The sequence below is a fragment of the Paenibacillus sp. FSL K6-2524 genome (assembly GCF_038005525.1).
GTDB lineage: Bacteria > Bacillota > Bacilli > Paenibacillales > Paenibacillaceae > Fontibacillus > Fontibacillus anaericanus.
Map to the genome: position 1 here is coordinate 605971 of NZ_JBBOSP010000001.1, position 18105 is coordinate 624075.

At 42.1% G+C, this 18105-nt stretch carries 11 protein-coding genes; all 11 read left to right on the forward strand.

Annotated features, from left to right (window positions below; all coding sequences use genetic code 11):
- Positions 1-71: 71 nt before the first annotated feature.
- The 11 genes from xylA to NST85_RS02660 all read left to right on the forward strand — a co-directional run bounded on the left by xylA (position 72) and on the right by NST85_RS02660 (position 18044).
- Positions 72-1379 carry a xylose isomerase gene (xylA, locus tag NST85_RS02610; protein ID WP_127193053.1) on the forward strand — a complete coding sequence of 436 codons (1308 nt, stop codon included), beginning with the start codon at positions 72-74 and terminating at the stop codon, positions 1377-1379.
- A 142-nt stretch (positions 1380-1521) separates the two neighbouring features.
- On the forward strand, positions 1522-3018 hold the full coding sequence (gene xylB / locus NST85_RS02615) for a xylulokinase (protein WP_127193052.1): 1497 nt from the start codon (positions 1522-1524) through the stop codon (positions 3016-3018).
- A 219-nt stretch (positions 3019-3237) separates the two neighbouring features.
- Positions 3238-5058, forward strand: a complete 1821-nt coding sequence (locus tag NST85_RS02620) for a cache domain-containing sensor histidine kinase (protein WP_127193051.1) — start codon at positions 3238-3240, stop codon at positions 5056-5058.
- Positions 5051-6574 (forward strand): response regulator transcription factor, encoded by a 1524-nt coding sequence (locus NST85_RS02625; RefSeq protein WP_127193050.1) that lies wholly within the window; start codon positions 5051-5053, stop codon positions 6572-6574. Before NST85_RS02620 ends, NST85_RS02625 begins: the two co-directional genes overlap by 8 nt.
- Before the next feature lie 153 nt (positions 6575-6727).
- Entirely contained in the window at positions 6728-8224 is a 1497-nt protein-coding gene (locus tag NST85_RS02630; protein ID WP_127193049.1) for an ABC transporter substrate-binding protein, read from the forward strand.
- Between the two features lie 95 nt (positions 8225-8319).
- Positions 8320-9252 (forward strand): ABC transporter permease, encoded by a 933-nt coding sequence (locus NST85_RS02635; protein WP_127193155.1) that lies wholly within the window; start codon positions 8320-8322, stop codon positions 9250-9252.
- Between the two features lie 73 nt (positions 9253-9325).
- Entirely contained in the window at positions 9326-10192 is an 867-nt protein-coding gene (locus tag NST85_RS02640; RefSeq protein ID WP_170220211.1) for a carbohydrate ABC transporter permease, read from the forward strand.
- Positions 10193-10220: 28 nt separating this feature from the next.
- The gene (locus NST85_RS02645) at positions 10221-12518 is read left to right on the forward strand and encodes a glycoside hydrolase family 3 N-terminal domain-containing protein (RefSeq protein ID WP_341188465.1); all 2298 of its coding nucleotides are present in this window, start codon (positions 10221-10223) and stop codon (positions 12516-12518) included.
- A gap of 5 nt (positions 12519-12523) precedes the next feature.
- Entirely contained in the window at positions 12524-15634 is a 3111-nt protein-coding gene (locus NST85_RS02650; RefSeq protein WP_341188466.1) for an alpha-mannosidase, read from the forward strand.
- 27 nt (positions 15635-15661) lie between these two features.
- On the forward strand, positions 15662-16981 hold the full coding sequence (locus NST85_RS02655; RefSeq protein ID WP_127193045.1) for a glycoside hydrolase family 125 protein: 1320 nt from the start codon (positions 15662-15664) through the stop codon (positions 16979-16981).
- Positions 16982-17051: 70 nt separating this feature from the next.
- Positions 17052-18044 carry a glycoside hydrolase family 130 protein gene (locus NST85_RS02660; protein WP_127193044.1) on the forward strand — a complete coding sequence of 331 codons (993 nt, stop codon included), beginning with the start codon at positions 17052-17054 and terminating at the stop codon, positions 18042-18044.
- Positions 18045-18105 lie beyond the last annotated feature (61 nt).

The window sequence follows — 18105 nt, forward strand, 5'->3', positions numbered from 1 at the left end:
TGCGTGCCATTGTATAGGACTTGAATGAAAAGGCTTACTAAATTTTAAAATTAGGCAGGGAGGACTCAATTATGAGTTATTTCAAAAACGTAAATAAAATTAAGTATGAAGGCGCAGGATCAAGTAATCCACTAGCATTCAAACATTATAATGAGAACGAAGTAGTACTTGGTAAATCAATGAAGGAACATCTTCGTTTCGCCGTGGCTTACTGGCATACATTAACAATGGATGGTAGCGATCCATTTGGTAAAGGCAACATGATTCGTCCATGGGAAACTGTAAGCGGAATGGATTTGGCAAAGGCTCGCGTTGAAGTTAACTTTGAGTTCTTGGAGAAGCTAGGAGTTCCTTATTACTGCTTCCATGATCGTGATATTGCTCCAGAAGGTAACACGCTGCAAGAAACTAACGAAAATTTAGATGTCATTATTGCTAAACTTAAAGAAGGTATGAACGCTACTGGCATTAAATTGCTATGGAATACAGCAAATATGTTCACAAACCCTCGTTTTGTTCATGGCGCTGCGACTTCATCCAATGCTGAAGTATTTGCTTACGCTGCAGCACAAGTGAAGAAAGGTTTGGATACAGGTCTTGAACTTGGTTCCGAGAACTATGTGTTCTGGGGTGGACGTGAAGGTTACGAGTCCCTATTAAACACAGACATGGGTCTTGAGCTTGATAACTTGGCGAAATTCTTCCATATGGCTCTAGATTACGCTAAGGAAATTGGTTACACAGGTCAATTCTTGATTGAACCAAAACCAAAAGAGCCATCCAAACACCAATACGACTTTGATGCAGCTACAACGATTGCATTCTTGCAAAAATATGATCTTCAAAATCACTTTAAACTTAACCTAGAAGCTAACCATGCTACACTTGCAGGTCATACTTTTGAGCATGAACTTCGCGTAGCACGTATCAACAACATGCTGGGTTCGGTTGATGCTAACCAAGGCGACATGCTGCTTGGCTGGGATACAGATGAATTCCCAACTGACGTAGCTTCCGTTACTTTGGCGATGTATGAAATTTTGGAGAATGGCGGTCTGGGTTCAGGTGGAGTTAACTTTGATGCCAAAGTTAGACGCGGATCATTCGATCCAGAAGATTTGTTCTACTCTCACATCGCAGGTATGGATACTTTCGCTAAAGGATTGAAAGTAGCTGGGAAATTAATCGAAGATAAATTCTTCGACAATATTCTTGACGAACGTTATGCTAGCTTTAAATCCGGTATCGGCGCTGACATCGTTGCAGGTAAGACAGATTTGAAATCCCTTGCTGCATATGCAATGCAAGCTGATGAGATTAAGAACAAGTCCAATCACTTGGAATTAATTAAAGCTCAATTGAACGAATATATGTTTTAAACTAAGTAATTTAGTGAAATAATCAGCACATATATGCTGAATTAAGGGGGCGCCTGTCGTCCCCTTTTTAAATACTGAAATAAGCTGGACAATGTAAAAAATGTAAACCTTAAGAGCGGTTAATGAGGGGAGAATATCTGAGATGAGTTATGTGATTGGTATTGATCTAGGAACGAGTTCGGTGAAGACAGTATTAGTAAATAAGAACGGAGAAATCAAAGGGGAGGCTACTGCCTCTTATCCGCTAATTCATGAAAACCCAGGATATAGTGAGCAGGATCCAGAGGTATGGGTGAGTGGGACTATTTCTTGCTTGAAGACGTTAATTCAAGAGAACGGAATATCACAGGATCAAATTGAGGGGATTTCATTCTCAGGTCAGATGCATGGATTGGTGCTGCTAGACGAACAGAACAAGCCGTTACGTCATGCGATTCTCTGGAATGATACACGGACTACGAAACAGTGTCGTGAGATCGAAGCGAAGCTTGGCCACAACTTGCTTGATATTACGAAGAACGCTGCGTTGGAGGGCTTCACTTTACCCAAAATTCTTTGGGTGCAGGAGAATGAACCGGAATTGTTCGATAAGGCAACTTGCTTCGTGTTACCTAAGGATTATTTGCGCTATCGTATGACTGGGTTGGTACAAATGGAAATATCGGATGCTGCCGGAACATTGCTGCTGAACGTTTCAGAAGGAGCATGGAGCACGCAAATCGCAGAGATTTTTGGTCTTCCTGAGAACTTCTGTCCACCGATTGTTGGTAGTACTGAAGCGACGGGGACACTGTTACCACAGTTTGCAGAGCAAACGGGTCTATCTCCAAAGACACGTGTTTTTGGTGGTGGAGCAGATAATGCTTGCGGTGCTGTCGGCGCAGGTATTGTCCGTAACGGGGATGCACTCTGCAGTATCGGAACTTCGGGTGTCATTCTAACGTATGAGGAAGACAAGAATAAAGACTTTGCCGGCAAAGTACATTTCTTCAATCACGCTCATCCTGGTGCATTTTATGCAATGGGAGTAACGCTGGCTGCAGGATACAGTTTGAGTTGGTTTAAGGATTCGTTTGCTCCAGATTTGAGCTTCGAGGATCTACTTGCCCCCGTTGCAAATGTACCAGTCGGATCAGATGGGTTACTATTTACACCCTATCTTGTAGGTGAACGTACTCCACATGCGGATAGTGTTATCCGTGGTAGCTTTATTGGCTTGTCCGGTACACATGGCCGTGAACACTTAGCTCGTGCCGTGATGGAAGGCATCACCTTCTCCTTGCAGGAGTCATTAGAATTGTTCCGGCAGGCGGGTATTTCAATAGAACGAGTTATATCGATTGGTGGTGGAGCTAAGAATCCGACCTGGTTACAAATGCAAGCCGATATCTTTGGTATTCCAGTTGTCTCACTGAAGAATGAACAGGGACCAGCAATGGGTTCTGCTATGATGGCTGCGGTAGGATGCGGCTGGTTTAGTAGTTTAAAAGAATGTGCAGACCAGTTCATTGGATACGGGACTACTTACGAGCCGATTCCTGAACATGTGGAGAAATACCGTCGTCTCTTCAAATTATATCAACAGGTGTACTCAGCTACGCTTGAACTGAACACTGGTCTTCAAGAGTTTCGCGGTTAGGGAAAGGATAGTATAGAAATACTCTATAATAAGAGCACCTGCTCTCCAAGGAAGTTGGAGAGTAGATGCTCTTATTTATATTTATGTAGCTAGAAGTAGGGCTGTAATCAGTTTAGAATTATAATTAGATTTGTTTCCCATAAAGGTTAACGGTTATGATGAATTAGCTAGATAAATCACTTTATTATAACTTCGAGCTGACAGATCTAGGAGGACATTATGCTGATAAGCAAGATTTATAGGAAATACCTCAAAAATAAATTGTTTATGAAAATTATCATTCTTTTTTCCGTGATTACGATTGTAACTGTTATTATATTTTCCTATTTGATGTTTATCACGATGTCGCAAGCGATGGTTGAGAGACAATTAGATGTCCAGAAAAGCGCTATTCAAAGCGTAAGTAAGTACATTAATAACAAATATGAATCCGTACAGACTATGATGCGTGATGTATATAGAAATGGTGATTTGGCGTCCAATACTTCATATTTTCTGGAGCACCCTTATGAGGAATATGTTAACTACAGATTGGATCGTTTTTATAGTGACAATGGTGCCACTAGTGATCCCGTACAGTTTTTTAGAAACCATGTAGAGGACGATCCGGATATTGCGAGTTTGATGTTATATAGTGCTGCTCAGCAGTATTTATATGTGTACAACAATACACAGTTTAAAATTGTTGGTACGAATGCTGCACACTCCTACGTCCCAGATGCCATGTATTTGGAAGCAGGATCAAACGTCTCCATACCAAATATTTGGGTGCGACAAAGTATTCAATTACCGGAATCGCCCATGTTCTCAGTTCGTGTACCGATTAATAATAATACGTCATTACGTAACATTGGCCAATTACAGGTTTACTTCAATTCAGAGAAGATTTGGGGTAGTCTGGAAAACTATAAAGATGAGTTTAAAGGTACGATTCTTGTTCTTTCGAGTGTAGGCGAAGTCATTTTTGATTCGTCGGGTACTTATTATGGTCAAAAGTATCCATACGCTGATCAAATAAACACAGTGTATGAAAATGATGTGACTACGACAGGAATGTCTATCACAAAGTTAACGGATATCCAAGGCGGATATACTGTACTTAGTTTGGTACCCAAGAAGGAACTTGCGGCCTCGTACCGCGGATTAAGGAATACAATACTGACGGTTAGTACGATTTGTATTTTATTCGCTATTATCATCTCTTCTCTGTTCATAGGTAATTTTGCTAAGCGGACGCACAGCATTATTCGCTTTACAAGAAAAGTGAAGAAAGGGGATTTAACAGCGAGAATTACAGATATTAAAGAAGATGAAATCGGTCAAATCGCCAAGAGCTTCAATGAGATGTTAGAAGAACTTAATTTGTATATAGACCGTGTTTACAAAGCGGAGATTAAGCAAAAGCATACCGAAATTGCCGCATTAGAGGCTAGAGTGAATCCCCACTTCTTATATAACACCCTGGAAGTGATCCGGATGCGAGCTATATCCCAGGGAGCTTCAGATGTTGGAGAAATGATATACAGTCTATCTGTACTGTTCAAAAGTTATGTTCAGCAGAAGCCTAGGTATACGTTAAAGGATGAACTCGAGGCCTGTCGGATGTATTTGGAACTGTTTCGAATACGTTACAAGGATAAGTTCTCTTATGATGTTCAATATGATAAGAAACTGGAGAACAAGTTAGTACTAAAAATGTCCCTGCAACCGATTATTGAGAACTACATTCTCCATGGAATGAGAACCGACAGGGCCGATAATCAAATTAGTATTAGGGTTACGAGTCAAGATGAAATCCTATGCGTTGAAGTGAGAGATAATGGACAAGGTATTCATCCGGAGAAATTGGCACAAATAAAGCAGGGATTGTTACATCCAGACATTTACTCGGGATCTTTTGGAATTCGTAGTATTCACGAGAGGTTAAAGTTACTCTATGGAAGTATATATGGTGTTGACGTTCAGAGTGAGTTTGGGAAGGGAACGGTTGTTACCGTTTGGTTTCCTGATTTGGGGGAGGATGAAGTGAAAAATGTATAAAGTATTTATTGTAGATGATGAACCATTTATTATCGAAGGTTTGTACGATATTGTTGATTGGGCTGCTCTGGGAATGGAAATCGTCGGGCATGCTGAGAACGGGTTAGAAGCACTAGAAGCATTAAAGGTAACTCCTGCGGATATTCTTGTTACCGATATTTCTATGCCGAAAATGAATGGCCTTGATTTGATCCGTTTCGTTCGTGAAATTCATCCAGACCTTAAGGTGATAGTATTGAGCGGATTTAATGACTTTGCATATGTGAAGGAAGGCTTAACACTAGGTATAGAAAATTACTTGCTGAAACCTATTAATTTGGAGGAGTTTAAGGCTACTCTGAATACGGTGGTCGAGAAGTTGAATGTCTCCAAAACCAAATATAATACCTTAAATGCGTATAGCATCATGATTTTAAAGGATAATGTAATGCACCGCTGGATGAGAGGACAGATTAATCCTCAAGAATTTGAAGAACGTGCAGATTTGCTGGGTATTGTCCTTAATAAGCGTTACATATTAGTTTCAATTTTACGACTACAGGATTCAGAACATGAGGCGTTCGATTCCGTTCTAACTCAATTGGAAGGGGAAGAGGGGATCATTCCGTTCCGTGATATGGATGGGGATATCGTATTGGTTTATAACTTTGATGACATAGAACAGGGAATAAAAAAAGTAGACATTGTACATCATAAACTTATTGACCTACTTACACCCCTTCAGCCCTTGCATCTATCTGTAGGGAACGTAGAGATTATGGAAGTGGAGCCCGCTCGTAGCTACACTAACGCCAAAAAGGTTCAGGAGTACTTCATGATCTACCAGGAACAAAACATCCTTCGATATGATGATCTCAAAGACCATCAGACTAATGCTGAACAAGGTCTCCATATGAACTGGAGTAACTACGCTAAGCTGATTATGGCAAAAGATAAGGAGGGACTACTTGCTCGTATAGAAGAGGATTTCGGATCACTCCGACAAGTGGAGTGGATTTCTCCTAGTTTACTCCAGGACCTGGCTATGGAATGGATTATTCGCTTCAAAATGCAATTGGAAGAGATTAGGCATGCTGAGGAATCTGAACTATACAAGAAGCACTTCGAGAAGATTAGAACTACATCTTCGCTTGAGGAATTAATTGATATTATGAAGGAAGTTGCAGAAATTACTGTGGATTCTCTGGCCAGCGATATGAAGAGCCCAGTAGTCCAGCAGGTACTGAACTATATCAAGCAGTCCTATAACGAAGATCTATCCCTTAAGACACTGGGTGCGCTGTACAATATTCATCCGGTATATCTAGGACAACTATTCCACAAGGAAGTTAATGAATCTTTCACCGATTATATAAACTGGTATCGAATTGACAAAGCAAAAGAGCTGCTTAGAACCAGTCAGATGAAAGTTCATGAAATAGCTCGAAGTGTCGGTTATTGGGAAACTGGTTATTTTTATAAACAATTCAAAAAATATGTGGGTATCTCTCCAACAGAATATAAAGGGCTAAGCTAGCGGTTTCTAGCTAGAGCCTTTTCTTTATTTTGTACATGATTTATTTAGTTTCACTTCTATGTGAAAATGCTTTCATAATTTAAAGTTAAGGTAGTCCTTAAGGGGCATAGACAAAAACAAAAGTAAGGTTAATCAAAGGGAGGGTATTCAATAATGAGTACAAGAAGAAAAAAGTTTTCTCTTTTGCTAACATCGCTGATGGCGCTTACACTATTGGTCACTGCTTGTGGTGGAAACAACAATGCGGCGAGCAATAACAATGCTTCTGGATCAACACCATCTAAGTCCGAGAAACCAGTTGAATTGATCTGGTATACGGTCGGAGCTCCACAAAAAGATGCTGATTTGGTTATGGCGGAAGTAAACAAATATACCAAAGAAAAAATAAATGCAACCATCAAATTGAAAATGATCGATTTCGGTGACTATTCGCAAAAAATGCAGGTAATGGCTGCATCCGGCGAACCGATGGATATCATGTTTACATGTTCATGGGCGTTTGATTACGTGCAAAACGCACGTAAAGGCGCATTTATGCAATTAGATGATTTGTTGCAAAATCAAGGTAAAGACATCGTAGCAACTCTTGACCCTGCGTTCCTTGAAGGTTCCAAAGTAGACGGTCATAACTATGGAGTACCGGCTAACAAAGAGCTTCCAGCTCAAGAAGTATGGCGTTTCAACAAAGAACTCGTTGATAAATACAACTTGGATATCACAAATGTGAAATCAATGGAAAGTCTAATTCCTTTGTTGAAGACGATCAAAGAAAACGAACCAGGCGTTACTCCTTATGCAATGGTTAAGGATTTCGTACCTGTAATGCCATTTGACTATGTTATCGAGAAATTGCCTATGGCTGTTTACCTTGATACTGAAGACTACAAAGTGGTTAACATCTTAGAAACACCAGAATTAAAAGAAACATTGAAAACTGTACGCACATTCTACAAAGAGGGATTTGTTTCCCCAGAAGTATCCACAGTAACTTCAGTAGATGACTTGTACAAATCAGGCAAGTGGTTGGTAGACCGTGCATCAACTCAACCTTTCGCAGATAACCTTTGGTCTACAAGCATGGGTTACCCAATCGTATCTACACCAGCTGGCGACCCAATTATTTACAACTGGTCTGTAATGGGTTCAATGCAAGCAATCTCAGCTAACTCTAAGTATCCTGAGAAAGCTATGGAATTCCTTAATCTGTTGAACACAGATCCGGTATTGCGTAATATGATCGATTCCGGTATTGAAGGCGTCCACTACGAAAAAGTTAGTGAAAACGTTATGAAGAATCTAGATAAATCTAAAGACTATGATATGCCAACATTTGCTTTTGGTAACGTAATGCTTACTTACCTAAATGAAGGCGACCCAGAGAACAAATGGGATGAATTCAAGAAATTTAATGAATCAGGAATTGATGCTCCATTGCTAGGTTTCAACTTCGATACTTCGAAGGTATCTACTGAACTTGCTTCTGTTCAAAACGTTAAGGAAGAGTATTGGGCAGCATTAATGACAGGAACCGTTGATCCAGATGAATATCTACCAAAAGCTATTGAGAAATTCAAAGCTGCTGGATTGGATAAAGTTATGGCAGAAGCTCAAAGACAAATCGATGAGTGGAGAGCGGCAACTGGTAAGTAATATCAATAATTAATGAAGAAAATCGGGCGGGTGATAGCCTTTCGCCCGATTTTTTTTCATGAAATTTACACTTTCAGGAGGGATATAACGTGAAAATGGTCGGAGAGTTTTTCAAAAATATCAACAGAAATAAAGTTATGTTATTCATGGTTCTTCCCGGCGCACTGTGGTTCCTCTTCTTCTCCTATTTACCGATGCTCGGAACGGTCATAGCCTTTAAGGAATATCGCTTCAGCCGCGATGGCTTCTGGGCCAGCATTGTGAACAGTAAATGGGTTGGATGGGACAACTTTAAATTTTTGTTTAGCACGGATGATGCCTATGTGATTACAAGGAATACATTGCTCTATAATATTGCATTTATCTTTATTGGACTCATCTTATCGGTAATATTGGCTGTCATATTATCCGAAATTACCAACAAGCGTCTCTCGAAAATATACCAGACCGGCATGTTCCTCCCTTATTTTCTTTCATGGGTCATTGTCGGTTATTTCACGTTTAGTTTCTTGAGCTCAGACCGTGGATTGTTGAACGGAGTATTTGAATCAATGGGCATTGAATCGATTCAATGGTATTCGGAATCGAAGTATTGGCCGTTCATTTTAGTATTTGTTTATTTGTGGAAGGCAGTCGGTTATAACAGCGTTGTATATCTAGCTTCTATTATGGGGATCGACAGATCACTTTACGAAGCCGCAATGATCGATGGCGCCAGCAAAATGCAACAAATTCGTGCAATTACGCTACCGCTTCTTAGACCAATCATCACGATCATGACATTGCTAGCTATCGGAAAAATATTTTATGCAGACTTTGGTTTGTTCTATCAAGTACCAAGGGATTCCGGAACATTGTATGGCGTGACAAACGTTATCGATACTTACGTATATCGTGGTCTTAAAACAACAGGTGAGATTGGCATGAGTGCTGCGGCAGGATTGTATCAATCGGTTGTAGGTTTTACTCTAGTTATGGCATCAAACTATATCGTACGAAAATTCGACAAGGATAACGCCTTGTTCTAAAATACCGAAGGGAGTGAGTAGTGTGTCTCAACGAAAAAAGAAAGAACGCGATTTTCATAACCTATCGACACCAATGAATATTTCATTTAACCTCATTGCCGGAATCTTTTCCTTGCTTTGCGTATTTCCTTTTCTGTTTGTAGTTATCATTTCCCTAACAGATGAGGGTGCGCTTGCTAACAATGGTTACAGATTAATTCCTGAAAAATGGAGTTTTTCGGCTTACCAATATGTATTTGATATGGGGGATTCATTAATCCGTTCCTATGGGGTGACGATTTTTGTCACAGTCGTAGGTACTATCATCAGTTTGCTGTTTATGTCCTTTTACGCGTACGCTGTTTCGCGAAAGAGCTTCAAATATCGTAACTTCTTCGCTTTCTTTGCCTTCTTCACGATGTTGTTTAATGGTGGACTTGTTCCGACCTATATTGTAGTTACTCAGCTTATGGGTTTAAAAGATACGGTGTGGGCTTTGATTTTGCCGCTAGCGGTAAATGCCTTCTACATTATGATCTTGCGGACTTTCTATAGCACAAGCGTTCCTGACGCTATTATTGAATCAGGGAAAATTGACGGAGCAGGAGAGTTCCGTATTTTCCTCAAATTGGTACTTCCTTTATCCCTACCGGGTCTGGCAACGATTGGTTTGTTCAGCACACTCGGTTACTGGAATGACTGGTTTAATGCGCTACTCTATATTGACAATCCGAACCTAGTGCCATTGCAATCGATGTTGATGCGTATCGAGACTAGTATGCAATTCATCATGCAAAATGCATCGAATAGCTCGCTGAGTTTGGAAGCTTTGAGATCATTGCCTCAAGATACTTCGCGTATGGCGATGGTTGTTCTGGCTACGTTACCTATTATCTTTGCATACCCGTTCTTCCAACGTTATTTCATTTCAGGGCTCACTATAGGAGCTGTTAAAGAATAAGGTCCTCAAAGAAGGAGAGAAGGCAACTATGATCTATAAGGATCGTAACAATTCTACTTCAGAACGAGTGGAACATTTGCTCAGTCTGATGACTTTGGAAGAGAAGATCGGCCAATTGATCCAACCATTTGGATGGCAGACTTATGAGAATAAAGACGGCAAAATCGAGCTTACTAAGGAATTCAAGGAACAGGTAAAGAATGGCGGTATAGGTTCGTTGTACGGCGTGCTTCGCGCTGATCCGTGGACGGGAGTCACAATCGAGACTGGATTATCCCCGGAAGAAGGCGCAGAGGCCGTTAACGAAATCCAACGTTATGCTATAGAGCATTCCCGTTTGGGTATTCCTATCCTGATTGGAGAGGAATGCTCCCATGGGCATATGGCGATTGGTGCTACAGTATTCCCTGTACCGCTAAGTCTTGGTAGCACATGGAATGTAGATCTATATCGCGAAATGTGCCGTGCTGTGGCGAGAGAGACGCGGAGCCAAGGTGGAGCCGCGACTTATTCTCCAGTACTTGATGTAGTGCGTGATCCTCGTTGGGGTCGGACTGAAGAGTGCTTCGGTGAAGATGCGTATTTGATCAGTGAGCTTGCGGTCGCTTCTGTGGAAGGACTTCAGGGAGAATCATTGGATCAAGAGGATAGCGTGGTCGCTACGTTGAAACATTTTGTAGGCTACGGTAGCTCAGAGGGCGGTAGAAATGCTGGCCCTGTTCATATGGGTAAGAGAGAATTGCTTGAAGTTGATATGCTTCCGTTCAAGAAAGCGGTGGAAGCGGGCGCTGTATCAATTATGCCAGCTTATAACGAGATTGATGGTATGCCTTGTACGACGAATAGAGAGCTTTTACAGGATATTCTCCGTACAGAGTGGGGATTTGACGGTATGGTCATAACCGACTGTGGTGCCATTGATATGCTGGCTACAGGCCACGATACCGCTGAAGGTGGGCTGGATGCAGCAGTACAAGCGATCTCCGCAGGTATTGATATGGAAATGTCTGGTGAAATGTTCGGGAAGTACTTGCTTGAAGCTGTACGCCAGGAAAAACTAGACACATCGATAGTTGATACTGCAGTTCGTCGTGTGCTGAATCTGAAATTCAAACTGGGATTGTTTGATTCCCCGTATGCCGATCCAAAGAATGCAGCTAAAGTAATTGGTAGTGAAGAGCACACTGCACTTGCCCGGAAGATTGCCGGTGAGGGTATTGTTCTATTGAAAAATGAAGGTAAGATCCTTCCACTATCCAAAGCTTCTGGTAAGATCGCTGTCATTGGACCCAATGCAGATGTAGGCTACAATCAACTCGGAGACTATACTTCACCGCAACCTAGCTCTAAGGTAACAACTGTTCTTGGTGGTATCCGTAGTAAGTTTGCTGAGGAACCGGGACGCGTTCTTTATGCGCCTGGATGCCGGATTAAGGATGATTCCAAAGAAGGTTTTGATTACGCCCTTACCTGCGCCAAGGATGCAGATACGGTAGTTATGGTTGTTGGAGGATCCAGTGCCCGCGATTTTGGTGAAGGATCTATTGATTTGAAGACAGGTGCTTCAAAGGTTACAGATCATTCTTGGAGTGATATGGACTGTGGGGAAGGCATAGATCGTATGTCTTTGAAGCTGTCCGGAGTTCAGCTTGAACTGATTCAAGAAATCTATAAACTTGGTAAACCCCTTGTAGTAGTTTATATAAACGGTCGTCCAATTGCAGAACCTTGGATTGAAGATCACGCGCATGCGATTCTGGAGGCTTGGTATCCAGGTCAAGAGGGTGGTCATGCGATTGCGGATATCTTGTTTGGTGATGTGAACCCGTCGGGTAAATTGACGATCTCTATACCGAAACATGTTGGGCAACTTCCGGTATATTATAATGGGAAGCGTTCTAGAGGAAAACGTTATCTAGAAGACGACTCTCAACCGCGTTATCCGTTTGGTTATGGACTGAGTTACACGGAATTTAGTTACTCTAATCTCACCGTCCAGCCGGAAGTAATTCCTGCGGATGGAGTAGCCACTGTTACGGTAGAAGTAACTAATACCGGCGACATGGAAGGTGCAGAGGTCGTACAGATGTATATCTCCGATACTGTCAGTGTTATAACTAGACCAGCCAAAGAGCTAAAAGGGTTCCGCAAGGTGACGCTAGCTCCTGGTGAGAGTACAACAGTTGAGTTCACAGTTGGAGCTGAACAGCTTGAGTATATTGGCTTGGATTACAAGCCTGTTGTAGAACCTGGTGAATTCCGCGTATTGGTAGGGAAACACGTGAACGATACGCTACATGCAACTTTAATTGTGCAGGAGGATTAATATAGATGGAACGGATCAAACGTTTTATTCGAGAGCTATCCGAGTCTCAATGGTTGGAACAGCGTGAATTTCGCGATTGGGAGATCATATCATCCACATATAAACTTCCTGGAGAGTACGATGACGTGGCACCTTACACGGCAGGGGGAGATTTTGATCTTTTTCCAAGTAAGCAAGGAACAACATACTTTTTTCGTTCTCGCTTAGAGATTCCACAAGACTGGCTGAAATCCCATGTAGGCTTGATATTTAATTGTGGTGGCGAAGGAATACTTCGTATAAATGGAAATTCATATCAAGGGTTAGATCGCAATCATACATTTGTTACATTAGGTGCAGACGTTGTAGGACGGCCAATGGAGCTTGAAATTGAGATGTTTGACCCCATTCCTGAACCAGTGGACCCGTTAAATCAGCAGGCGGTTATTCAACCGCCAATACGGTCGATTCAAAGCTTAATTGTTAGCGTTAATCGTCCAATACAAAGTTTGATGTACACGGCAACTGTTATCCGTGATTCCGCAGTGTTATTGCCTGAGCAGGATTTCCGTCGGACTCGCTTGATTGAGGCATTATATATTGCCATGGATGAGTTTGTAGCACTTGATGAGGAAGCCATTCGTGAAGGTAGTCTCGTTAAGGATATAGAATTACGGTTGAAGAAGAAGACTGGGGAAATCGGCGGAAATGCCGAGGGTACGATCCACATGGTTGGGCAATCACATATCGATATCGCCTGGCTCTGGCCAGTACGAGAGACCGTTCGTAAGACGAGTCGGACTTTTTCAACGGTAGATGCACTCATGAATGAATTCCCTGAGTACCAGTATGCTCAGAGTCAACCTCAGTTGTTTGCTTACTTAAAGGATAACGATCCTGAACTTTATGAAAGAGTGAAGGACAGAATTAAAGAAGGTCGCTGGGAACTTGTTGGCGGGATGTGGGTTGAACCGGATTTGAACATTCCAAGCGGGGAATCTCTTATGCGCCAAATGCTGTACGGACAGAGATTCTATCAGGAAGAGTTCGGCATGACATCTGAGATCGAATGGTTGCCGGATACATTCGGCTACTGTGCATCTTTGCCACAGATTCTGAAGCATGGTGGAATTCAGTACTTCATGACGACGAAGCTCGGATGGAACGATACGAATGTATTCCCTTATGATCTGTTCCACTGGGTCGGGATTGATGGAACACCTATGTTGTCTTATCTAAATCATGGTGTTAATGAAAATACGCTACCGAAGGATGTCCATGACCATTGGCAGTCCTTCCGGGAGAAAGCTAAGCATAACGAGCAGATGTTACTATACGGACATGGAGACGGTGGCGGTGGTGCCACTCGCGAAATGTTGGAGTACATTAATCGTGGAGATCTAATGGTTGGTCAACCAGTCAGTAAATATAGTAATGCTGCGGAATTCTTCGCTGGCATTACGGCAGCCTCACCAGAGCTTCCTGAATGGCGGGGCGACTTGTATCTGGAATTACATCGAGGGACTTATACAACACATGGCCGTAATAAGCTGAACAACCGTAAGGCTGAGGTTCTATATCGGGAAGCTGAATTGTGGAACACACTTGCAGCGCCAGATATGAAACCGCAGCAAAAGCTTGAGGCAAGCCAGTCTTTACATGACGGTTGGAAACTTATTTTGCTCAACCAGTTCCACGATATTATTCCGGGCTCGGCGATAACAGAAACTTATGTAACGTCGATGAAGGAATATGCGGAAATTTTTGAACATGGAAATAAGGGTCTTGTTCAAGGGTTGGAGTTGCTAGCAGGACAGGTGAATACGGAGGGCGAAGGTACGCCTTATATCATATTCAACAGTCTTGGCTGGTCTCGTGACGCTGTCATTGAAATCGCTAGTGAGAATGAATTGACGGGACAAGCCGTTTATGACGGAGAAGGAACACGTCTCGGTATGGATATTACAACGAATGATGCGAACACGGCTTGGGTACGTGTACCTAACGTTCCAGCACTTGGTTATAAGACGATCTGGCTGAGAAATGAGAAAGATGCTGCTGTTCTTGTTCATTCTAATACAAAGCATGAGATTAGTTTGAGCAAAGAGTGGGAGACGGAATACTATCGTATTCGTTTCAATGATCTAGGTGAAATTGTTAGCCTGTTTGATAAAACAGCGAACAGAGAAACAATTAAGCCTGGAGAAAGTGCGAATAGATTACACTTCTTCCATGACCGTCCAACGCTTTGGGATGCTTGGGATATTGATACCCGGTATGAAGAGCAACCAGCTGGAGATGCTGAACTTCTAGAGATGAAACTTCTTAGTTCTGGAACTATTCGAGATGTGCTGCGTTTCCGTTGGAAGTTGAATCAATCGGAAATTACACAAGACATGATTCTATATCATCATGATGGGCGCATTGATTTCAAGACAAAGGTAAACTGGAATGAATCTCATAAATTGCTGAAGGTTGGCTTCCCAGTAGATGTGGTAACTGACAAAGCGACGTATGAAATTCCGTTTGGTGCGCTGGAACGTCCAACTCACCGTAATACTAGCTGGGAACAGGCGCAGTACGAGGTATGTGGTCACCGTTTTGCTGATGTATCCGAGCGCGGATATGGTGTCAGCTTGTTGAATGATTGCAAATACGGTTATGACATTCAAGGTAGTACCATTCGCCTGTCATTGCTACGTGCGCCGAAATGGCCAGATGTCACGGCTGATCTTGGCGAGCATGAGTTTACTTATTCGCTTTATCCTCATATGGAGGACTGGCGTCAAGCTCATACACTAAGAAAAGCAGCTGAACTGAACCATGCTCCAGTTGTTGTAGCAGCTCAGAATAAGCAAGGTTCACTGCCGAATATGCAATCTTTAATCCAGTTCTCGGGACAACATGTTATACTCGATACAGTTAAACCTTCTGAAGATGGAACGGGGAGTATCCTAAGATTCTACGAATCAGCAGGTGGTCGGGAAACTGTAGAACTAAATTGGCCTCAGGCGTGTACTGAAATCTTCCACTCCAATGCTTTGGAGCAAGAGATGGACGTGATAGATCATGTTGGTGGTCGGATTGAACTGCAATTCACGCCGTATGAGATTAAGACAATTAAAATTAACTACTAATATAAAATTTAAAGGAGCGAGACTACCATGGAACAATTCAGACTTCCAAAAATACCGATGCCTGAGCTTACACTACCGGTAGCAATACAAGAGGTACTGGCCGAAGCCGAGGAAAAGCTGGCTCATCGACCGAAACTATTACAGTTATTCAAAAACTGTTTTCCTAATACTTTAGAAACAACAACGAAACTGATGGATGATGGAACAACCTTTGTCATCACAGGGGATATCCCAGCTTCTTGGCTGCGTGACTCGGTAGAGCAAGTAATTCAATACGTGCCGTTTGCTAAGGAAGATAAGGATTTACAACGTATTATCAGTGGGCTTATTAAGCGTCATATTCAATATATTCATATTGATCCATATGCTAATGCATTCAACGAGTCTGCTAACGATTGGCATTGGAATACGACGGATGTTACTGAAATGTCGCCATGGGTATGGGAACGTAAATTTGAGATCGATTCTTTATGTTTCGTTATCCGTCTGGCCTACACATATTGGAAAGAAACTGAATTAACTGATATCTTCGACGCTGGATTCAAATCGGCTATGAAACGTATCATTGAGCTATTCAAAACCGAACAACATCATTTCGAGAAATCTCCTTATCGATTCACTCGGAATAACGGAATTCCTGAGGATTCATTGCGTAACAATGGCCTTGGAATGCCAGTCAATTACACCGGCATGATCTGGTCAGGTTTCCGCTCCAGTGACGATGCTTGCGATTTCCACTATAACATTCCAGGTAACATGTTTGCGGTTGTGGCACTTCGTCAAATGCAGGAATTTGCAGAATGGGTATTCCGTGATATGGAACTCCTAGCTGAGCTGAAGGAATTGGAATTTGAAGTGGATTACGGTATCAAGTTGTATGGTATTTATCGTCATCCTGAATTTGGACCTATCTATGCCTATGAAACAGATGGCTTTGGCAACTACTGCTTGATGGATGACGCAGGTACACCTGGTTTGATGTCTATCCCGTACCTTGGTTACGTGAGTGCAGATGATGAAATTTATCAGAATACTAGACGTTTTGCGCTGAGCAAAGAGAACCCATTCTACTTTGAAGGTAAAATGGCTAAAGGTATCGGTAGTCCACATACACCAAAGAACTACATTTGGCACATGGCACTTTCCATGCAAGGAATTACAGCTCAGTCGGCTGAAGAAAAACTGGAAATGATCGCTATGCTAGAGAACACAGATGCGGATACAGGATTTATGCATGAAGGATTCCATGTAGATGATCCAACGATTTTCACCCGCAAATGGTTCGCATGGTCAAACAGTCTGTTCTCACAGCTTGTATATCGTGCGATGAAGGAAGGCATTCTCTAAGCCTGACTATAATAAGCAAATCCGGATGGACCTGAAATATAAATGCTTCTAATGAAAAGGAGAAATGAAAATGAGCAAAATTATTGGAGAACAATTGTCAAACATTCCTTGGCAGGAGAAACCTGCCAACACTAACTCACCGGTATGGCGGTATTCCGCAAATCCGATTATCAATCGGGATGCTATTCCGAACTCTAACAGTGTATTCAACTCGGCAGTTGTTCCTTTTGAAGGTGGGTTTGCAGGCGTATTCCGTTGCGACTCGAAATCTGTCAGTATGGACATTTTCGCTGGTTTCAGTGACGATGGCGTGAACTGGAAAATCAACCACGAGCCTATCGTTTTTGAGGGAGACGAAGAAATAATTAAGCGCGAATACCGTTATGATCCACGGGTCATCAAAATTGAAGACCGCTACTATATTACGTGGTGCAATGGCTATCATGGCCCTACCATCGGGATCGCTTATACATTCGACTTTAAAACGTTCCACCAATTGGAAAATGCCTTTTTGCCTTACAACCGTAATGGTGTACTTTTCCCACGTAAAATCAATGATCATTATGCTATGGTCAGCCGTCCAAGTGACACGGGCCACACTCCTTTCGGAGACATTTTCTACAGTGTAAGCCCTGATCTTACTTTCTGGGGTAAACACCGTTATGTAATGGGTACAGTAGATGGGGACACTTCGGCTTGGCAGTCCAAGAAAATCGGTCCAGGCCCGGTTCCAATTGAAACTGATAAAGGTTGGTTGTTGATTTATCATGGGGTAATCAATACTTGTAACGGTTTTGTATACCGTATGGGTGTTGCTCTCTTGGATATTAATGAGCCATGGAAAGTTATTGCACGGTCACGTAACTACATTATGGGACCAGAAACCTTGTACGAATGCGTTGGAGATGTTCCGAATGTAACCTTCCCTTGCGCGGCTTTAACAGATGCTGAAACAGGACGAATTGCGATTTACTATGGCTGTGCAGATACAGTGACAGGCCTAGCCTTTACTACTGTTGATGAGTTGCTTGAGTACATGGAAAAGTTTCCTTTGGAAGCATAGTTTTTGATGAATTAGTACGATTAGTACGAATAGAAGAGCAAAGGGGATATCGGCCTAATGA

What these genes read in the sequence shown, in the direction of transcription:
- xylA (WP_127193053.1), top strand. Translation starts at nt 72, where the DNA reads ATGAGTTATTTCAAAAACGTAAATAAAATTAAGTATGAAGGCGCAGGA.
- xylB (WP_127193052.1), top strand. Translation starts at nt 1,522, where the DNA reads ATGAGTTATGTGATTGGTATTGATCTAGGAACGAGTTCGGTGAAGACA.
- NST85_RS02620 (WP_127193051.1), top strand. Translation starts at nt 3,238, where the DNA reads ATGCTGATAAGCAAGATTTATAGGAAATACCTCAAAAATAAATTGTTT.
- NST85_RS02625 (WP_127193050.1), top strand. Translation starts at nt 5,051, where the DNA reads ATGTATAAAGTATTTATTGTAGATGATGAACCATTTATTATCGAAGGT.
- NST85_RS02630 (WP_127193049.1), top strand. Translation starts at nt 6,728, where the DNA reads ATGAGTACAAGAAGAAAAAAGTTTTCTCTTTTGCTAACATCGCTGATG.
- NST85_RS02635 (WP_127193155.1), top strand. Translation starts at nt 8,320, where the DNA reads ATGGTCGGAGAGTTTTTCAAAAATATCAACAGAAATAAAGTTATGTTA.
- NST85_RS02640 (WP_170220211.1), top strand. Translation starts at nt 9,326, where the DNA reads ATGAATATTTCATTTAACCTCATTGCCGGAATCTTTTCCTTGCTTTGC.
- NST85_RS02645 (WP_341188465.1), top strand. Translation starts at nt 10,221, where the DNA reads ATGATCTATAAGGATCGTAACAATTCTACTTCAGAACGAGTGGAACAT.
- NST85_RS02650 (WP_341188466.1), top strand. Translation starts at nt 12,524, where the DNA reads ATGGAACGGATCAAACGTTTTATTCGAGAGCTATCCGAGTCTCAATGG.
- NST85_RS02655 (WP_127193045.1), top strand. Translation starts at nt 15,662, where the DNA reads ATGGAACAATTCAGACTTCCAAAAATACCGATGCCTGAGCTTACACTA.
- NST85_RS02660 (WP_127193044.1), top strand. Translation starts at nt 17,052, where the DNA reads ATGAGCAAAATTATTGGAGAACAATTGTCAAACATTCCTTGGCAGGAG.